13 protein-coding genes, 1 tRNA gene and 2 pseudogenes are annotated in these 15,675 nt (G+C 58.5%); 6 read left to right on the forward strand and 10 right to left on the reverse strand.

Translation table 11 applies throughout. The annotated features are described in order from the left end of the window. Positions 1-155: 155 nt before the first annotated feature. The 4 genes from NKJ04_RS32910 to NKJ04_RS32925 are packed head-to-tail and all read right to left on the reverse strand — an operon-like array spanning position 156 to position 5,098. Entirely contained in the window at positions 156-1,226 is a 1,071-nt protein-coding gene (locus tag NKJ04_RS32910) for an adenylate/guanylate cyclase domain-containing protein (RefSeq protein WP_023809563.1), read from the reverse strand. 3 nt (positions 1,227-1,229) lie between these two features. After that, on the reverse strand, positions 1,230-1,724 hold the full coding sequence (locus NKJ04_RS32915) for a Rab family GTPase (protein WP_023809564.1): 495 nt from the start codon (positions 1,722-1,724) through the stop codon (positions 1,230-1,232). Positions 1,725-1,737: 13 nt separating this feature from the next. Beyond that, positions 1,738-4,416, reverse strand: a complete 2,679-nt coding sequence (locus NKJ04_RS32920; RefSeq protein ID WP_352679995.1) for an OmpA family protein — start codon at positions 4,414-4,416, stop codon at positions 1,738-1,740. 7 nt (positions 4,417-4,423) lie between these two features. After that, positions 4,424-5,098: a coiled-coil domain-containing protein gene (locus tag NKJ04_RS32925; RefSeq protein ID WP_031212622.1), complete on the reverse strand. Its 675-nt coding sequence runs from the start codon at positions 5,096-5,098 to the stop codon at positions 4,424-4,426. A gap of 905 nt (positions 5,099-6,003) precedes the next feature. Here NKJ04_RS32925 and NKJ04_RS32930 point away from each other — a divergent pair. Then, on the forward strand, positions 6,004-8,910 hold the full coding sequence (locus tag NKJ04_RS32930; RefSeq protein WP_352679997.1) for a trifunctional glycosyltransferase/class I SAM-dependent methyltransferase/polysaccharide deacetylase: 2,907 nt from the start codon (positions 6,004-6,006) through the stop codon (positions 8,908-8,910). A 92-nt stretch (positions 8,911-9,002) separates the two neighbouring features. Here the strand turns inward: NKJ04_RS32930 and NKJ04_RS32935 are convergent, their stop codons facing one another. Then, positions 9,003-9,128, reverse strand: a complete 126-nt coding sequence (locus NKJ04_RS32935; protein WP_352555103.1) for a hypothetical protein — start codon at positions 9,126-9,128, stop codon at positions 9,003-9,005. Between NKJ04_RS32935 and NKJ04_RS32940 the strand changes: the two are divergent. Then, a pseudogene (locus NKJ04_RS32940) lies at positions 9,069-9,292 on the forward strand (hypothetical protein); the annotation flags it as partial. The gene NKJ04_RS32935 and the pseudogene NKJ04_RS32940 sit on opposite strands and share 60 nt — an antisense overlap. 23 nt (positions 9,293-9,315) lie before the next feature. Here the strand turns inward: NKJ04_RS32940 and NKJ04_RS32945 are convergent. Together NKJ04_RS32945 and NKJ04_RS32950 are read right to left on the reverse strand one after the other, a co-directional pair. Beyond that, positions 9,316-10,443 carry a RelA/SpoT domain-containing protein gene (locus tag NKJ04_RS32945; RefSeq protein WP_352679999.1) on the reverse strand — a complete coding sequence of 376 codons (1,128 nt, stop codon included), beginning with the start codon at positions 10,441-10,443 and terminating at the stop codon, positions 9,316-9,318. A 337-nt stretch (positions 10,444-10,780) separates the two neighbouring features. Then, positions 10,781-11,161 (reverse strand): type 2 periplasmic-binding domain-containing protein, encoded by a 381-nt coding sequence (locus tag NKJ04_RS32950; protein ID WP_206638033.1) that lies wholly within the window; start codon positions 11,159-11,161, stop codon positions 10,781-10,783. Between the two features lie 107 nt (positions 11,162-11,268). Here NKJ04_RS32950 and NKJ04_RS32955 point away from each other — a divergent pair, with 107 nt between their 5' ends. Both NKJ04_RS32955 and NKJ04_RS32960 read left to right on the forward strand, forming a co-directional pair. Next, positions 11,269-11,649 (forward strand): DEAD/DEAH box helicase family protein, encoded by a 381-nt coding sequence (locus NKJ04_RS32955; protein ID WP_352680004.1) that lies wholly within the window; start codon positions 11,269-11,271, stop codon positions 11,647-11,649. A 632-nt stretch (positions 11,650-12,281) separates the two neighbouring features. Then, entirely contained in the window at positions 12,282-12,701 is a 420-nt protein-coding gene (locus tag NKJ04_RS32960; RefSeq protein ID WP_352555096.1) for a tyrosine-type recombinase/integrase, read from the forward strand. A gap of 175 nt (positions 12,702-12,876) precedes the next feature. On the opposite strand, the gene NKJ04_RS32965 is transcribed toward NKJ04_RS32960, so the two are convergent. Continuing rightward, positions 12,877-12,952 (reverse strand) — tRNA-Ile (locus NKJ04_RS32965). Between the two features lie 134 nt (positions 12,953-13,086). On the opposite strand from NKJ04_RS32965, the gene NKJ04_RS32970 reads away from it, so the two are divergent. Beyond that, positions 13,087-13,797 carry an SIMPL domain-containing protein gene (locus NKJ04_RS32970; protein ID WP_352680001.1) on the forward strand — a complete coding sequence of 237 codons (711 nt, stop codon included), beginning with the start codon at positions 13,087-13,089 and terminating at the stop codon, positions 13,795-13,797. A gap of 246 nt (positions 13,798-14,043) precedes the next feature. Here NKJ04_RS32970 and NKJ04_RS32975 read toward each other — a convergent pair whose 3' ends face one another. Continuing rightward, a complete protein-coding gene (locus tag NKJ04_RS32975) occupies positions 14,044-14,400 on the reverse strand; it encodes a hypothetical protein (RefSeq protein WP_023809642.1) in 357 nt (118 codons plus the stop codon). Positions 14,401-14,654: 254 nt separating this feature from the next. Further along, on the reverse strand, positions 14,655-15,101 hold the full coding sequence (locus tag NKJ04_RS32980) for a YcgN family cysteine cluster protein (RefSeq protein ID WP_013530173.1): 447 nt from the start codon (positions 15,099-15,101) through the stop codon (positions 14,655-14,657). Positions 15,102-15,298: 197 nt separating this feature from the next. On the opposite strand from NKJ04_RS32980, the pseudogene NKJ04_RS32985 reads away from it, so the two are divergent. Next, positions 15,299-15,675: pseudogene (locus NKJ04_RS32985) on the forward strand (OmpA family protein); the annotation flags it as partial.

Raw genomic sequence — 15,675 nt, forward strand, 5'->3', positions numbered from 1 at the left:
CTCGTCGAAACAATCGAGGCAGCCGAATGCAAGAACTACTTCGAAAACGCCGGATACGCTTCCGTCAAAACGTGAAAGGCTCTAGTTGGGTCAAATCTTTGCGTTGATCATTTGCGGCTTGAGATGCAGTGCGCTCCAGGATCGTCAACCGGAAATCAGGCTGGGAGCCGCCACATTCGTACACGACCTGCACCACGCAATTCCGTTTCCTCAAGTGGGTCGCAAGCAAATTTTGGCCCAAGCAGTTGGCGCGTTGCATCGGAGATACGGATTTCACCGGGCTCCGCGGACGTTTGAATACGTGAGGCGAGATTAACGGTCTCGCCCCACAGGTCATAGGCGAACCGCCTTTTGCCTATGACGCCAGCGACGATCGGTCCCGAGTGAATTCCAATTCTCAGCCTTATCGGTTCTCCTGCGAAGAGTTCGCGCTTGACCGCCTTGCGCAGTTCAACTGCATAGTGCGTGAGGGCTCGTGCATGATCGGATCGCGCGGTGGGCAGGCCAGCGACCACCATGACACAATCGCCGATAGTCTTGATCTTTTCGCAGCCGTGTCGTTCCGAGAGCCTATCCGCCGCCTTGAAGAAGTAATTCAAGATAGCGAGCGTAGTCACCGCTCCGACGCTGCGCGCTCTTTCGGTAAAACCGACGATGTCGGCAAAAAGCACACTCACCTCCGCGTGGTTGTCGGCAATTTTCTTTTGCGCTTTCAACCGCTCCGCGATCGACGCCGGAAGAATGTTGAGGAGCAGGGATTCCGCGCGCTGGTATTCACGCGACAATCCCTCCTGACTCTTCCTCAACGCCTCATTGGCCGAATGTAACTTCTCGTTGAGTTGGCGCTCCCTCTCTTGCAGAAGAGTCATTTCATAAGCCTTCTGTTGAAGCCGCTGCTTGTTGTCGCGTTCGGCAGTGGCATCAAGAAAGAGCAGCCACACGCAGTCATCATCAGCAAAAAGATGAAGGTCCGCGACACGCCCGCTGGGCAGTTCGACCATAGGCATATGAAATGGAAGCTCCGGGCAAGGCAGCAAACCTTCCATGAATTCAAGCTGGTCGGCTACAGGCTTACCGATGCGAAGGCATGAGAGCCCGTAATGTTCAACGTTACCGCCCTTCGCCGCTGTCCGCAGCTGGGCGTCAATTTTCACATACGCAATAGCACGCTCGTTGTAGAAGAAATCGTAAATCCAGCTTCCGACCTCTCTTGGCAATCTTTGCATGGTCTATTTGGTGACCATCGAAGCGAGTTTAAGAAACGCATCATCGACATGCTCACCCGAGAGCGCACTTGTCAGATAGACTTGCCATCCGCGTTGCCTCAGTTCGTCAATTTCTCTATCTGGTATTACCCACCGATCGGCCAGATCTGATTTGTTGAAAAGCAGTACGAACGGCATAGCACCGAATTCAGCCTCGACCCGCTCGCGCAGCGTGAGTGCAGCGGTAAGGGTAGCGGCGCGGGTTCCATCGACGACAAGCACGAGGCCTGTCGCACCTCGCACATGGCTGACGCGGAATGAGCCGATATCATCTTCGCCGGCCAAATCCCATAAAATCAGATCCACTGTTTTGTCCGGGAGTGCGACACTCTTTTTGTCGATTTTCACTCCCACCGTGGTCAAGTAGGTCTCTGAAAAGATGCTTTTCACAAACCTGCGAACCAGGCTCGTCTTTCCAACAGAGAACCCGCCCAACATACAGATCTTTTTTTGCAACATCTTGGGCTCCGACCTAGTCCAAGTTTACCGTAACGGAAACCCGGCGATTGGTGGAGCTACCAGCCTGACTATTTTCAGGCACCGCCGGTTCAAAGGTGCCCGCGCCCCGAACCAGCAGCAGTTCCGGGGCGACGCCGCGCTTGTTGAGAAGCGCACGAACTGTCTCGGCACGGGCGGCGCTGATCGACGCGTTGGCCGTCTCACGGCCCGTGGTGTCCGAATGGCCGGTCAACATGAACCGCGCAGTTACGCCTGACTTGCGGGCATTTTGGGCGAATTCCTTTATTTGATCCGCCAATCTGTCGAGAACCGGCGTCTGCTCTGGTCCCGGCACAACTTTGCCGGAAGAGAAGAAAATGTCGGTCGTCTGGATAGACTCTCTCAAATGATTGAGCTCTGCAAGGTCCAGCTCACGCAGTTGCGAGACATCCAGAACCACTCCGTCCGCCGAAAGTTGTTCAGCGGCGGCCTGCGCCCGGTTGATCCAGGCGGCAGGAGCCTCGCCCACGACAACGATGCGACCCTGGATGATCGAAAGTCGGACCGATTTCGGCGGCGTCAGCGACGCCGTCAGCCGCTTCACCACAAACTTCGGATCAAGGCTCTGGTAGAATTGCCACTGTGAATGAACGCGGGCAGGATCGACCTCCGTTCCGGACAGCAGAGCTTGCGGGTCGGCGGCAAGCGGGTCTCGCAGGCCGGAAATATAGAAATGTCCACCCCTGGTCGATTGTTGGGCGACGACAATTCCCGGTTGGGCCTCAAGTCGCGACACATAATACTGCCAGTGCTCCGCCGCGCGTGCTTCGGGGCTCACATCACGAACCTTGGAAATGTCGAATTCCGGTCCACCTGCCGAAAGCTGTCGGGCCGCTGCGCGCGCCCGATCTATCCAGGTGTCGGGAGCCTCGCCCTCGGCAATGATGCGATTATTGACGATCGAAAGTCGTACTGTATCCGGTGGATACAGCGACGCCGTCAGCCGTTTCAACACGAACTCCGGCTCAAGGCTCTGATAGAATTGCCATTGTGAATGAACCCGGGCGGGATCGACCTGCGTTCCAGACAACAGCGACTGCGGGTCGTCGGCAAGCGGGTCTCTCAGGCCGGCAATATAGAATCGGCCATCGCGTATTTTTTGTTGTGCAACGATGATGCCCGGCTGGGCCTCCAGTCGCGACACGTAGGCCTGCCAGCGCTTCGCCTCGAGTACTTCGGGGCTTACGTCACGAACCTTGGAGATGTCGAATTCCGGTCCGCCTGCCGAAAGCTGTCGGGCCGCTGCACGCGCCCGATCTATCCAGGTGTCGGGAGCCTCACCCTCGGCAACGATGCGCTCATTGTCGATTGATAGTCGTACTGAATCCGGCGGAGCCAGCGACGCCTTCAGCCGCTTCAGCACGAACTCCGGTTGAAGGCTCTGATAGAATTGCCACTGCGAATGAACCCGGGCGGGATCGACCTGCGTTCCAGACAACAGCGACTGTGGGTCGGCGGCAAGCGGGTCTCTTAGGCCGGCAATATAGAATTGGCCGTCGCGCGCCTGTTGTTCGGCAACGATGATGCCCGGCTGGGCCTCCAGTCGCGACACGTAGGCCTGCCAGCGCGACACATAAGCCTGCCAGCGCTGCCCGGATTGCCAGGAAAGAAAGAACCAACCGCCTGCCAGAATCAAAAACAGCAGGGCCACGGCGGCCACCAGCCACGGAAATCCCTCGTTTGATTCCTCCTGCTTCTGCTCCACGCAGGTCCGCAATTGCGCCTCTACCCCGGCCAACTGCGAACTGTCGCCGTCAAACTCTACTAAAGCCTGTGAGCATTCCTCATGGATGCGAAGCAATACATCGCGAACTATTTCATGCAATTCCTCTGGCGGATTTCCCCGGATCACCGAAACCAGGGTCGCAAACGGTCCAACTTCCGACCAGAGACGAAGGTCGCCAAAACGGATAGTGTCCAGGCCGCTCTGCTCTCTCTCGTTGAATGAATCTTTCACAAAATCTTGAATTGCACTAAGCATCGACGAAATCAGCTGGGGATCTTCGCTCGTCGCATTGTCGGCAGCTACATGCGCTATCAAAAGCCCGGAATTACGATTAATGAGAAAGGCATGCTCTACACGATAGATAAGAGAATGCTTTAGGACAACTTCCGAGAAGCTCGCACCTGTCCTCCAAGCTTCAAATCTCCACTTGAGCCCATGCCAGGTAAATATATGTCTTAAAGTTTCATTCAGTGACTGAAATGTCTGGTCGATCTTTTCCCCGATCGACTTGCGGATTGCCGGCAGAAACACCGGGTATAATATATCCGTCAGCGTGCGCGGGCTCTTCTGGATTGACCGTTGCACAGCCCGTTCGACAGCTGGCGCAAGCGCCTCGCCGAGCTGCGCATGAGTCGCTCGCGCGACCGCAATGGGAAGAACATCGCCCACCGCTGCCGCAAGCTGCTCGGGTTCGTCCAGCAGATGCGTAACTCGTGAAAGCTCCGAAATTTCGCGGCTGACCAGCAACTGGCGCAGCGTTTCCATGCGAGGATCGGCGGTTGGAACTCCGTCGAAACGCGCACGATAGTCCGGATCAACGTTCCGGGCAATTTCGACCAAAAGACGAGCCAGAGCCTCGCGATCAATTTCTGTATCGTTCGAGGCTGTTCTTTGTGGAAGACTGATTGGGTCGACGGTTGACGTCAAGGTCCCATCAACTCACTTTCCAGCTACGATCCGAGTTGCCCTTGCTGCCGACGGGATCCTGATTCAGACATTTCGCAACCTCTACAAACAGGCCAGCCAAAAGATTTCGGTCGGTCTTAACGTTGCTGAGATCGGCAAACATTTTCTCTATCAGCATCTGAACGCCTTCATTCTTCTGCTTAATTTCCTCACGCAACAAATGATCGTTTCGATTTATCCGGTCCGAAACGTCCCGCTCAAGCGCGCTCAATTGATCCGACAACGCACGCACCTGCTTTTCAAGTGCCTGGTTTTGCTCGCGAAGATTCCGGTCAATCTCCTTGTCGGCATCGGCTCGTGAGTCTTTTTCGTTCCGCAATTGCGCCGCGAGCGAATCGATCTGCTTCTTTGCATTTGACTCGTACATCTCAAGATTGCGCTTGGCTTCGGATTCGACATCCTTGAAGCGCTGCAACACCCGTTCTTCAAGCTTGGAAAAACGGCGGTCATAGTCCTGCATCTGGTTGCCGAACAGCAGATCGCGTATCTTGTCGACACCTACGGCGTCGCCGGCGCCCCCGTTTTCGCGAACCTGGGCCGCCATGAAGTTCAGCCCGCTTCCGTCTGCATTACCAATCAAATTTGCGTCCGCTTTGTTTGCGGAGGAAACGGCACTCGAAGTACTCGAAGATTCCTTGGCCATCCTTATACCCCTCTATTTGAACCACCTGCCACAGCGCAGAGACCCATAAACAGGTGAAGATGCCAGCAAAATCCGCGACCTGCAAGCCGGAATCTTCTTGGCGCAAACCAATTTGCGTGCTCTTTTTACACCTCTTGGACCGGCCGAAAAAGCACCAGTACCGCTAGGTGTTGCTCTCGCCCCTCTCTGTGATAGCAACCATAGCCGTTTAATCTAATTGGTTATCGAGCGAAATCTACTATGAAGCCGAGTGATACAGTGGCATTATGTATATCTATTTAGACAGACGTAAGTAATGAGTTTTCATTAGAAATTGCTAAAATAGCTGTTCCAGTGAGCAGCATATTGGCTCTCGCTCCGCTATATACTGCCACCATCAGCTTCCGGCGCGATCTCAACAGTAGAAGGAGAATCTTCTTCTTACACGAGGAATCGCCGATCAAGAATGCAGCCCGGAATCGAGGTGTTTCGGTCGATAGGAGAGAGCAATAGGTCCCAATAGCTGGCAGTCATTCAACCAAAGCTTCAGTGGGCTTGCATTGCTGCGTCGTCGATTGCAAAGGACGGCAGTTTGCCATAGCCAGGTGCCAGGGACCGCAGCTTGTGGTCATGGTGCCGATTTCAGGGATCGACATGAGTATGCGGCATGCTTGGTTTTGACGTGCATCTGCGACAGCCGGCGTCCGATCTCGGCGGCACGGATGAAATGCTGCGCCAGGCTTCTAATGTCGCTAGCACGACAGGAGCAAGCTCGCACTGCAGCCAAATGGCGGCGCGACGGCTCGGAAGAGTTTACGGGAGACTGTTTGGACGCAGCATCCTCGATGACCGTTTCCTTTGGCGGGGAAATCGCCGGCTATGTCTTGGGGCTCTTGTACCTTCGAACCAGGCGTGGGTAAGACGGCATGGCGCATAATCCATTGGTTTCAATCGTGGTTCCTGCGTACAACGCAGAGGTGACGCTGGCGCGCGCACTCGATTGCCTCCTCGATCAGGAAATCGTGGATTGGGAGGCGATCATCGTCGACGACGCCTCCGCGGACCGCACCCCCGCGATCATTGCCAGTTATGTGGAACAAGATTCCCGATTTCGGACGTTGAATTCTTGCGCCCGTGGCCCCGCCGGCGCGCGCAATAGCGGGATTTCGACGGCGCGGGGCCACTGGCTCATGTTTCTGGATGCGCACGATTGGGTAGACGCCAGCTTCCTCGCGAAAATGCTAGCCGCACTGGAGGCTGCGCCCGATTCAGTGGCCGCCTATTGCGGCTCCCAATGCGTGATGCCCGATGGCGAACTTATCTGGTTGAGCATCTCGTCAGAGGTTGCGATCCAGCCCTTTGAAACATTTGCCCGCCGGTGTGCCATCGCCACCCACGCGCTGCTGCTCGACCGGGAGACAATCGTCGAGTTGGGCGGTTTCGATGTGTCGCTGCGCACATGCGAGGACTGGGATCTGTGGCAGCGCCTCGCCCGTCTCGGCAGAAATTGGGTAATGGTCGACGAGCCGCTCGCCTTCTACCGGGCTAGCCCCAACTCGCTCACCCGCAATTCATCTCAGATGCTGGCCGACGCGGAAATCGTCATCGCCCGTGGCTTCTCTGCCGACTCCAGAGTCAAACACCCGGTGACTATCCACGCCAACGGAGCGAACTCGGCGGATGGCCGCACCGCTTCCGAAGCACTCGCGTGGTTCGCATTTTGGAACGCCGCGTCGGATTGCGGCGGCGGCTCGGGCTCGATCAACCCGCAGTCCCTGCGCGCGCTTCCGGCCGGACGCAAGTGGGCGAGTGAGATCGCCAAGGTAGCCATCAACGGCCTTGCGGTGGGAAGCCTGTCTGTGCCGGCGCAACTGGCTGCCAGGTGGGGAAGGTTCGGCCGCGCCATCACCGAGTTGATTACCGAACTCGGCAAGGTCTGGGACAATCCCGCAGCGGCTCGCCGCATCCAGTATCAGCTTGAGCAAATGCTTCTCGACGCCGACGATCTTGGCGCGCCGCGCAGGCTGGCGCGAACACTTGGAATCCGCGTCGACGCTCGAAATCCGACCTCGACCGAACTGCCGGAAGGAATCGACCAAATCTATGCCTACCTGATGATGGATGGCCACATCGAGGCCGTCGTACAATTCGGCGTGCTCGGGACAGTGACAAGGGATCATTGGATTGAACTGATCCGGAATTTCGTACCGCAAAAGGAGGCTGGCGCCAACACTCCGAACACGCTTCCAGCCCGGGCATTGTCAGGCACAGCCGAACGCGAGCCTGATCCGGACAGCCATTTCGGCAAACTCGCGAGATTGGCTGCGCAAGCGCGGGAGTTGGTCCGGTCGAGCGCCGAACCTGCGGAGCCTTCTGCCGCGCCGCGCCGTGCACGGCCCAGGCACGACGAGAATCGCACGTTGTTCTGGAATGGCTATTTCACGACCGAGGATCCCTGGAACTACAGTTCGTCCTATGAGCAGGAAAAATATGAGCGGCAACTCGAGATTCTGCCTGCGGGTCCCATCGGACGGGCACTTGAGCTCGCCTGCGCGGAGGGCCACTTCACGCGGCAGCTGGCGCCGCGAGTGGGCCATCTGACCGCAACCGACATCTCCGCCATAGCCGTGGGACGGGCCCGCGCGCGATGCAGCGATCAGCCGAACGTCGAATTCGGCGTACTGGATTTCTCCGCAGACACGCTGCCGGGTGAAATGGATCTGATCTTCTGTTCGGAAGTGCTCTACTATCTGGATGATCTCGCCGAGTTGCGGCGCATTGCCAAAAAATTCGCAGAGGCGTTGGCGCCTGGCGGCAGTTTCATCAGCGCCCACGCATTCGTGCTGCGTGACAATGTTGAAAGGACGGGGTTCGACTGGAACACATTCGGGGCACAAGCGATCTCAGAGGCGCTCGCAGCGACCGAAGGTCTCGTCCTCGAGCAGTCGATCCAGACCGAGCTCTATCGCATAGACCGCTTCCGCCGCCTGTCACCGCACGATGTAGTGACGGAACCGAGGATTGATCATGCGCCGATCCGCGCGCCCATCGGACTCGGGGTCGCCCGAAATATCGTCTGGGGCGGGGCGCGGGCCTTGCGCCGCGACGTCGCGCGCAGCGAGCGGCGGCCACGTATCCCTGTCCTCATGTACCACAGCGTCGCCGAAGAAGGTCCGGCTGCCCTCGCCCGTTTTCGGCTAACGCCCGCCGCATTCGCCAGCCAGATGGCATGGCTGCGCGCCAATGGCTTTCACGCGACCACGTCCGAGCAACTGGAACGGTCCATCGCCAACCGTCAGCCTTTCGCTGGCCGCCCAGTGCTCATCACCTTCGATGACGGCTTCCAGAATTTTGCCGACCAAGCCTGGCCAACCTTGCGCGCGAACGACCTGACCGCGGAAGTGTTCCTGGTGACTGACCTGGTGGGTGAAAGCGCGCAGTGGGATGCCGAAAACGGTCCGCCGACGCAGCTTATGGATGCCGGGACGGTGCGGCGGCTCGCCGCCGAAGGTGCGTTCTTCGGAAGCCATCTCGCGACGCATCGCGCGATCGATGGTCTGTCGAGCTCTGACTTGGCCGCCGAACTGCTGCGCTCTCGTATGTTCATCGAACGTTGGACCGGTCGGCCAACCTCGGCGTTCGCGGCACCCTTCTCTGTCACCGACCGACGGCTCGGCAGACTGGCCAAGGAGTCCGGCTATCGGATCGGCTTCGGCAGCAGACACGGGCCGGCGGACCTTAATTGCGATCCCATCGATCTTCCACGCATCGAGATTCGCGGGGATCGCTCGCTCGACGACTTTGTCGCCACCGTCGAGGCCATGCTCGATTAAACGGTGAACTTTGTCACGGTCATCGGTCCCGCTCACGTGCGCAAGATCGACGAAACGCTCCGCACTCGCCAGACTGCTGCGATCGCCCGATGTCACCCCGAGATCGGAATGACCTGCCCCGGCGGCTGAGTAAACACTGCCAAAATACCCGGCGCATCAGCATATTCAAGCGTGGCATGCGTGGCACCTATCAGGCCCTGCGTAGAAAGCATCTTCACCGCTACCTCTCCGAATATGACTTCCGCCATAATTCACGCGCAGCCCTGGCATGAACGACGATGCGTGGGCCGGTCGCAGCCCTGATGGTATGGTCGGCAAACGCCTCGCCTCGGGTTACTTCATACGGAAGCGACGCCGCTTAAGCCGACCCAGTGCAGGCTAACTGTATTGGATAGCCGCTTTTCCCTAGCAGATGGATTTCAGATTACGAGCAAATAAGGAAACGTCTCCGAAGTAATTCGGATACATTTCCACAAGCTTTTCTTGCTTATCCACCTCGACCAAGACAGCCTTTATCTCACTGCCCCTTAGCTCGATTTTTTGCTCGATCTCTTTCAATTTTCGTGCGCCTAATATAAGTGCCGTGAAAGGCTCGACGGTCAGTTTACGATCTTCCCGATATTGAAGCAAATAGAATCGAGTTTTTTTCGCTTGATGTACGAAATTTTCTGGGCATCGGGTAGTATTCTTGATTTTTTCTAGTATGCCGATCGCATCTATACGCTTGTTGAGATCCCGCAATTCTCGAACCCGGTCATTGTGATCCGGAACACTTACATGAACGGGGCACTGCTCAACGTGCGCGAATTCCGCCGACATAAGCTGGAAAAGGCGAAGCCAATCCTGGTCGCCCTCTCCGTGCTTCAAATCCTGGCCCCGGAATAGCCCGACAGCCTCAACCGCAGTTGCCCATGAGTGCTGAAGCTTGGTACGAACTTGCAACTCGATGCGTCGTCCGTCGAAAGCCTCGGTGTCGGCATCTCTGGGTCGGTATTTGAAAACAATATGGTGACTTCGATACCCGTCCGGCTTCGGCTCATCGATATAGTTAAACTCCCTAGAGTGGATCTCATGGGGGAACTTGTCTCGCATCGATGCGAGAAGCGAGCGAACACCTTTGATATCGGCCATGATCGCTCGGCAACCGCCGATGTCGTTCATGGTGTCCAAATTGGTGGTGGACTCTCGAAGCTTCCGACGAATGGATGCCATGCGCTTCGGCCGGGATGCCATGTCGCCCTCCAGTCGCAGGGCTCTTATGTGATGACCGACAGAGAACCGAACGCTGCGCATCGGCAGAAAGTGCGAGTCGCGCCAGCTATTGGCGATTGAGAAGATTTCGAGTGCGTCCACATACTGGCCGACAGTGATGTCTCGTCCGAACTGAATAGGTTTTGCCAGCCGGTCGCCTGCCTTGCGAACGGCTTTCATGCTGTAGGCAAGGCGCGGGTACTCAGTCATTGGAGCCAAGAAATCAAGATAGCCCGCCTCATTCTGGACTGGCGGGACTATCGCAGGGGAATCAGATCCCAAGAGTCATATCCGTTTGGGTAAGCGAAGGTACCATAGCGCGCGACATCGGATCTCCGCGAGCGATCGTCTCGGCCGTATCTGCCTAGATCGCGCCCCTGGACATGACGCGGACGTAGATGCCGTCACGGTCAGCCAGCTTATAGTTCTTTTCAGTGCTTTAAGGGCGACGCCGACAACATAGCAATTGCCTCCTGGAAGATACCTCAGGACAATTGAAGGCTTCATGGCAGGAAATTGCCTTTTCTCCATCGCATTGGGCATTAAAAAGCACCACCGTGAGCCTTATTGCTCTGATGGTGGTACCTAGAAATCCGGGTGGGCGATATGCGAAGGTCCATCAAAGCCAATCGACGTTTGAGTGGGCCTGAATCATTCCCACTCGATTGTTCATGTCGGCGACGATCAGCGTCGGTGGCGGCAGTTCATCGAGGATTGGTCTTCGAACGATCTCCTCCCCATCGGCGGTGGCGCGACCGATAGGCCGCATGTTGAGGACGGCCATGCCGAAGCCGGATGCGACGGCCGAGCGCACCGTTTCGTAAGAGCGCGTGCGAAAGCGCACCTCCGGCCGTTTCGCCAGCTCCTCGATCGGCTCTCGAACGCGTGAGGACGATGCTGGGAAATCTTCCTGAATGATCCGTGCGGAACATTGGAAACCTTCGGACGGGTTCGTTCTGGAGCCCAATGCCCTAGAGGCAGCAACAGAGACCGAAGCCAACCTAGCGCTCACTGCCGGACCGGGAGCCGGCAATACGGAGATGCTCGCAACGCGCCGACTTTCTCCTGCGGACGCGAAGCTGCAGATACCCAAAGCGAATCCTTGCGATCTCCTTCAAGGTCGATGCCAGCACGAACCCCAAGGCGCGCGTAAGGCGCCGGTGCGGCCACCAGCTTGGGGAACGCTTCGACAGCTTCACATTCCATCGCTTCGCGCTCCGCATAATCCAGCAGTTCCGCCTCGCGCTCACCGGGCAGGACGTACTGGCTGCGGACTTCTCCGTCGGGCCGGCTCGCATCCAGGGCCAGTCGATTACATTCAGGGACATGATCCCTCTTGCGAAGACGATCGTCGAGGGCAGCGTGATCGCGCGGAACGCGCTGAGGAAACATACAGCCAGGTATTCTTGGACGAGTTCCAGGACTGCACCGATCTCCAGTACGGCCTCATTAAGGCCTGTTTCCTTGGAACCGGCGCGCAACTCGTAGGGGATGTCATGGAAAGACAGTCTATCGCTATCGTGCAAAGGGAATGCCTGAAATCCGCCTCCCAGGTCAGCCCGGCGATCCGGAATTCGAGGCTGCCTACGAAAAGGCGACGCAAGGCCAGGGCCTCAAGGCAGCTATTATCGACCTACCCGGTCGGGCGTTGCCAAAGACATTCGGTCATGCTGCGCGGCGGCTTGAAGCGACGATGGAATGGCTGGACTTTGACGAAGCGACGCAGCGGAAGAATGCCCGTCTTATTGAACGCTTCCTTCGGATGCAGGTCGATCCTGCCTGTCCGCTAACTTGGCGCGATACGCCCGTCGAACATCTCGACGCCGACCATCTGCGTTCGATTATAGAAAGCGTCTTTGCCGCCACAGGACGGTTGCCAAGCACCTGCTGGTCGCAATCAAGAAGCTCTTGTGGGTGGGGATCGAAATTGAGAAATGGATCAAACCGCAGAACGAATCCTCACTGTCGATCCACGTCCGGATTCCTAATCGACCGCCAATCCCGCGTGGCGGGTCCCCATTCGGGAAAAGTTCGAGGCGCGCCATCCGATTGGCTCCCCGCCCCGCACCTGCTACGCGCTCGCGTTCTGGCTCGGCAACCGTCGAGGCGATATCGCCTCGTTGGAATGGGACGATTTGGTTTTCGAGGAGATCGAACTGTTCGACGGGGCTCTAGAGGTGATCGAGGCCTTCGATTTCCGGCAGAAGAAAACCGCAACCATCACGGCGGGCGCGAGATGTTTATTGGCGCCGCTTGATCGTTCGAAAGGCGGCACGGTGCTGAAGAATGCCTATGGGCACCCATTCGCGGAAAAGAGCCTCACCGGCATGATGGCACATTGGCACAAGCAGGCCGGCATTCCGGAGGGGTACACTCTGCACGGGCTACGCCGTACCTTCGGCACGTATCTCGCCGAATGCAACATCCAAGCGCACGCTATTATGGAGGCGATGGCATTCTTCCATGACGGTGACGGACGAATATGTCCGAGAGGCCAACAAGAAGCGAATGGCTGTCGACATAGCCCGCGCCATCAATGAGCGCGAGGCCAAACGCGATGCGATGAAGCAGCGAGCGGCCCTGCGCGTCGTCAAGTAAGTGAAATCAACCGACCATGCGCAGCGTGGCCATATCAGCGGCCCTTTTTTTGGGGCCCACAATGGGTCCAAAACGTTTTGGACCGACGCATATTTTGATCAATAGACTTAATGGTTATGGTGGGCCCGGAGGGACTCGAACCCCCAACCAAGCGGTTATGAGCCGCCGGCTCTAACCATTGAGCTACAGGCCCCACGCCGGCTGGATTAATGTTTTTCCCGTCGCGGCACAAGGCTTTCCCGACGGGCTTACGGAGATCGCCCAAATCAACCCATAATCGCGCTCTACGCGACCTCTGCGACTTGATCGCAGACCAAGGAGATTTTCATGACCAGACACCTTTTGCCTCTCGCGCTCGCCGCTGCAATCGCTTTTCCGGCGATGGCTGGAGCCACCGATTTGCCGACGCCCCGCATCATCGTGTCGGGCGAAGGCGAAGCAACCGTAGCGCCTGATCTGGCGGTCCTGACGCTGAGCGTCATGCGCGAGGCCAAGACCGCGCGCGCGGCGCTCGATGCCAACAATGACGCCATGGCCGCCGTGATCGCGGCGATGAAGTCGGCCGGCATCCAGGACCGCGACCTGCAGACCGCCGGCATCCAGATCAACCCGCGCTACAACTACACCAACAAGCCGGACGGCAGCCAGGAAGCCGAACTCGTCGCCTATCAGGTGACCAACACGCTTTCGGTGCGGGTGCGCGATGTCGACAAGACCGGCGAGATCCTCGACAAGGCAGTGTCGCTCGGCGTCAACCAGGGCGGCGGCATCGCCTTCACCAATGACAACCCGGCGGCCACGGTCACCGAGGCGCGCAAGAAGGCGGTCGCCAACGCCATGGCCAAGGCCAAGACGCTGGCCCAGGCCGCCGGCGTCAGCCTCGGTCGCGTGCTCGAGATCACCGATCAGAACATGGCGCCGACGCCAATGCCGATCAACGCCAAGGCCTTCGACGCCGCGGCCGGTGCTGCGGCTCCGGTGCAAGCCGGTGAGAACGCCTACAATGTGCAGGTCACCGTCACCTTCGAACTGAAGTAGGCGGCTCTGACGATCCGTGGCTGAGCCTGACCACGGCAATCATCAGCCAATAGCGTGCATGAAAAACCCCGCGGGATTGCTCCCGCGGGGTTTTTTCGAGCCACACCCTTCAAACGGAAAGGGGCTCGGCTAGTCCCGGCTGATCTTCGTAGGAGATCATGCTGCCAGACCGACCTTCACTGAAGGTCGTGTCTCCCGGCTGATCCTCGCAGACGATCATGCCTCTATGATCCGCCAAAGCCGGCCTTAGCGATAGATGACGGGGCAGCCGCGCTCATTGGCGAACACGACGACGACGCGGTCGCCGTCCTGGCGGCCCATCACCTTCACCGTACGACGGCTGACGTCGACGATGCGGGCACGGCGCAGACCCATGCGTTCGGCCTTGTCGAGGGCGCGGTCCGGCGAGCAGCCACGGCGCCAGTCGCCACGGCGCTCGTCACGGCGATGGCGATAACCGTCGTCACCGGTATAGACGCCGAAACGCGGGTCGTTGTTGTTGCCGAAGCCGAGGTAAAGGCTGTCGGCGTGAGCGGGAACAGCCGCCAGCGTGCCGAGACCGACCAGGGCCGAAAGGGCTGCCGTCTTGATCGTGTTGAACATCGTCTTCTCTCCTTTTGCGGGCCTTCGCCCCCTTGTGAACCGATGAGGGGGAGAATGCGCTTGCCTGTCTGAACTCTTTACGAACCTGCCGTTCATCTCCGGTTCATATGGCGGGAAGAAGGAAAGTTCCGGCCATTTGCCGTCGTCCCCAGCCCTTGGTGAAGGCCAGAACGTCTGACTCGACGCCCCGGTTCCGACCCCGCTGATTGGCCGAATGCATTCGAACGGGAGGCTCCTGCTCACCGTCGCTGGTCCTACGGCTCCTCGTCCAGCACATAGTCAAAATAGTCTTCCGGCTCGGCAAGATCGGTTTCGCTCGCCTTGACCCGGCCGCGCATCGAGATGCCGGCTTCATGCACGGTCTCGGCGCTGCCCGACACCAGCCGGTGCCACCAGTAGAGGTCGCGGCCTTCGGCCACCAGCCGATAGGCACAGGTGCTGGGCAGCCAGCTGATGGTTCGCACATTCTGCGGCGTCAGCCCGACGCAGTCGGGAACGCGCGCCAGCCGATTGGCATAGTCCGAACAGCGGCAGGTCTCGGCGTCGAACAGCCGACAGCCGACGCTGGTCCAGTAGATCTCGCCAGTGTCCTCGTCCTCAAGCTTTGACAGGCAGCATTTGCCGCAGCCGTCGCACAGTGATTCCCACTCGGCCGGGCTCATCGCCTCCAGCGCCTTGGTTTTCCAGAATGGCGTTTCCATTTCCGGGATGTGGCCCCAGCCGCGGGCAAGGTCAAGCGCGGCAATGGTCGCAATTGCGGCTATCGCCAGGTGAATGACATGAAGTTGCCTTCAAAAGGTCGGTCAATCGCCCCGTACGGCCTCTATCCGTGCCAGACTGGAACCAATCGGCACAAGATCGGTTTCGGCAAGGATGGGACCCCACAAGGAGAATTTCGATGAAACGCCACCCACGGATTCTGGCAGGCACGGCACTTGGCCTGTTGATGGCATCCGCGCCGTTGGGCGCGTTCCCGCTTCAGGGAAGTGTCGCGTCCGGCCTTGCCCAGCGCACGGCAGCCCCATTCATCCTGGCGCAAGCAGCATGCGCCGAAGGCGAAGCGGCCGAAGCCTGCGCACAAAAGCAGCAGGCGGAACCCGAACAGAAGCGCGAACGCAAGAAGGCCGAGCCTGAACAGCAGGCCGCGCCTGCCCAGAGCGAGCAGCCCGCCGAGGAGCAGCAGCCACGCCGGAAGAAGCGCGACCAGCAGCAGCAGACCGAGCAGGCGCCGGCCGAACAGGCAGCACCCGCCGAGGAACAGCAGCCGCGCAGGAA

This window comes from Mesorhizobium sp. M0618, assembly GCF_040320765.1.
GTDB lineage: Bacteria > Pseudomonadota > Alphaproteobacteria > Rhizobiales > Rhizobiaceae > Mesorhizobium.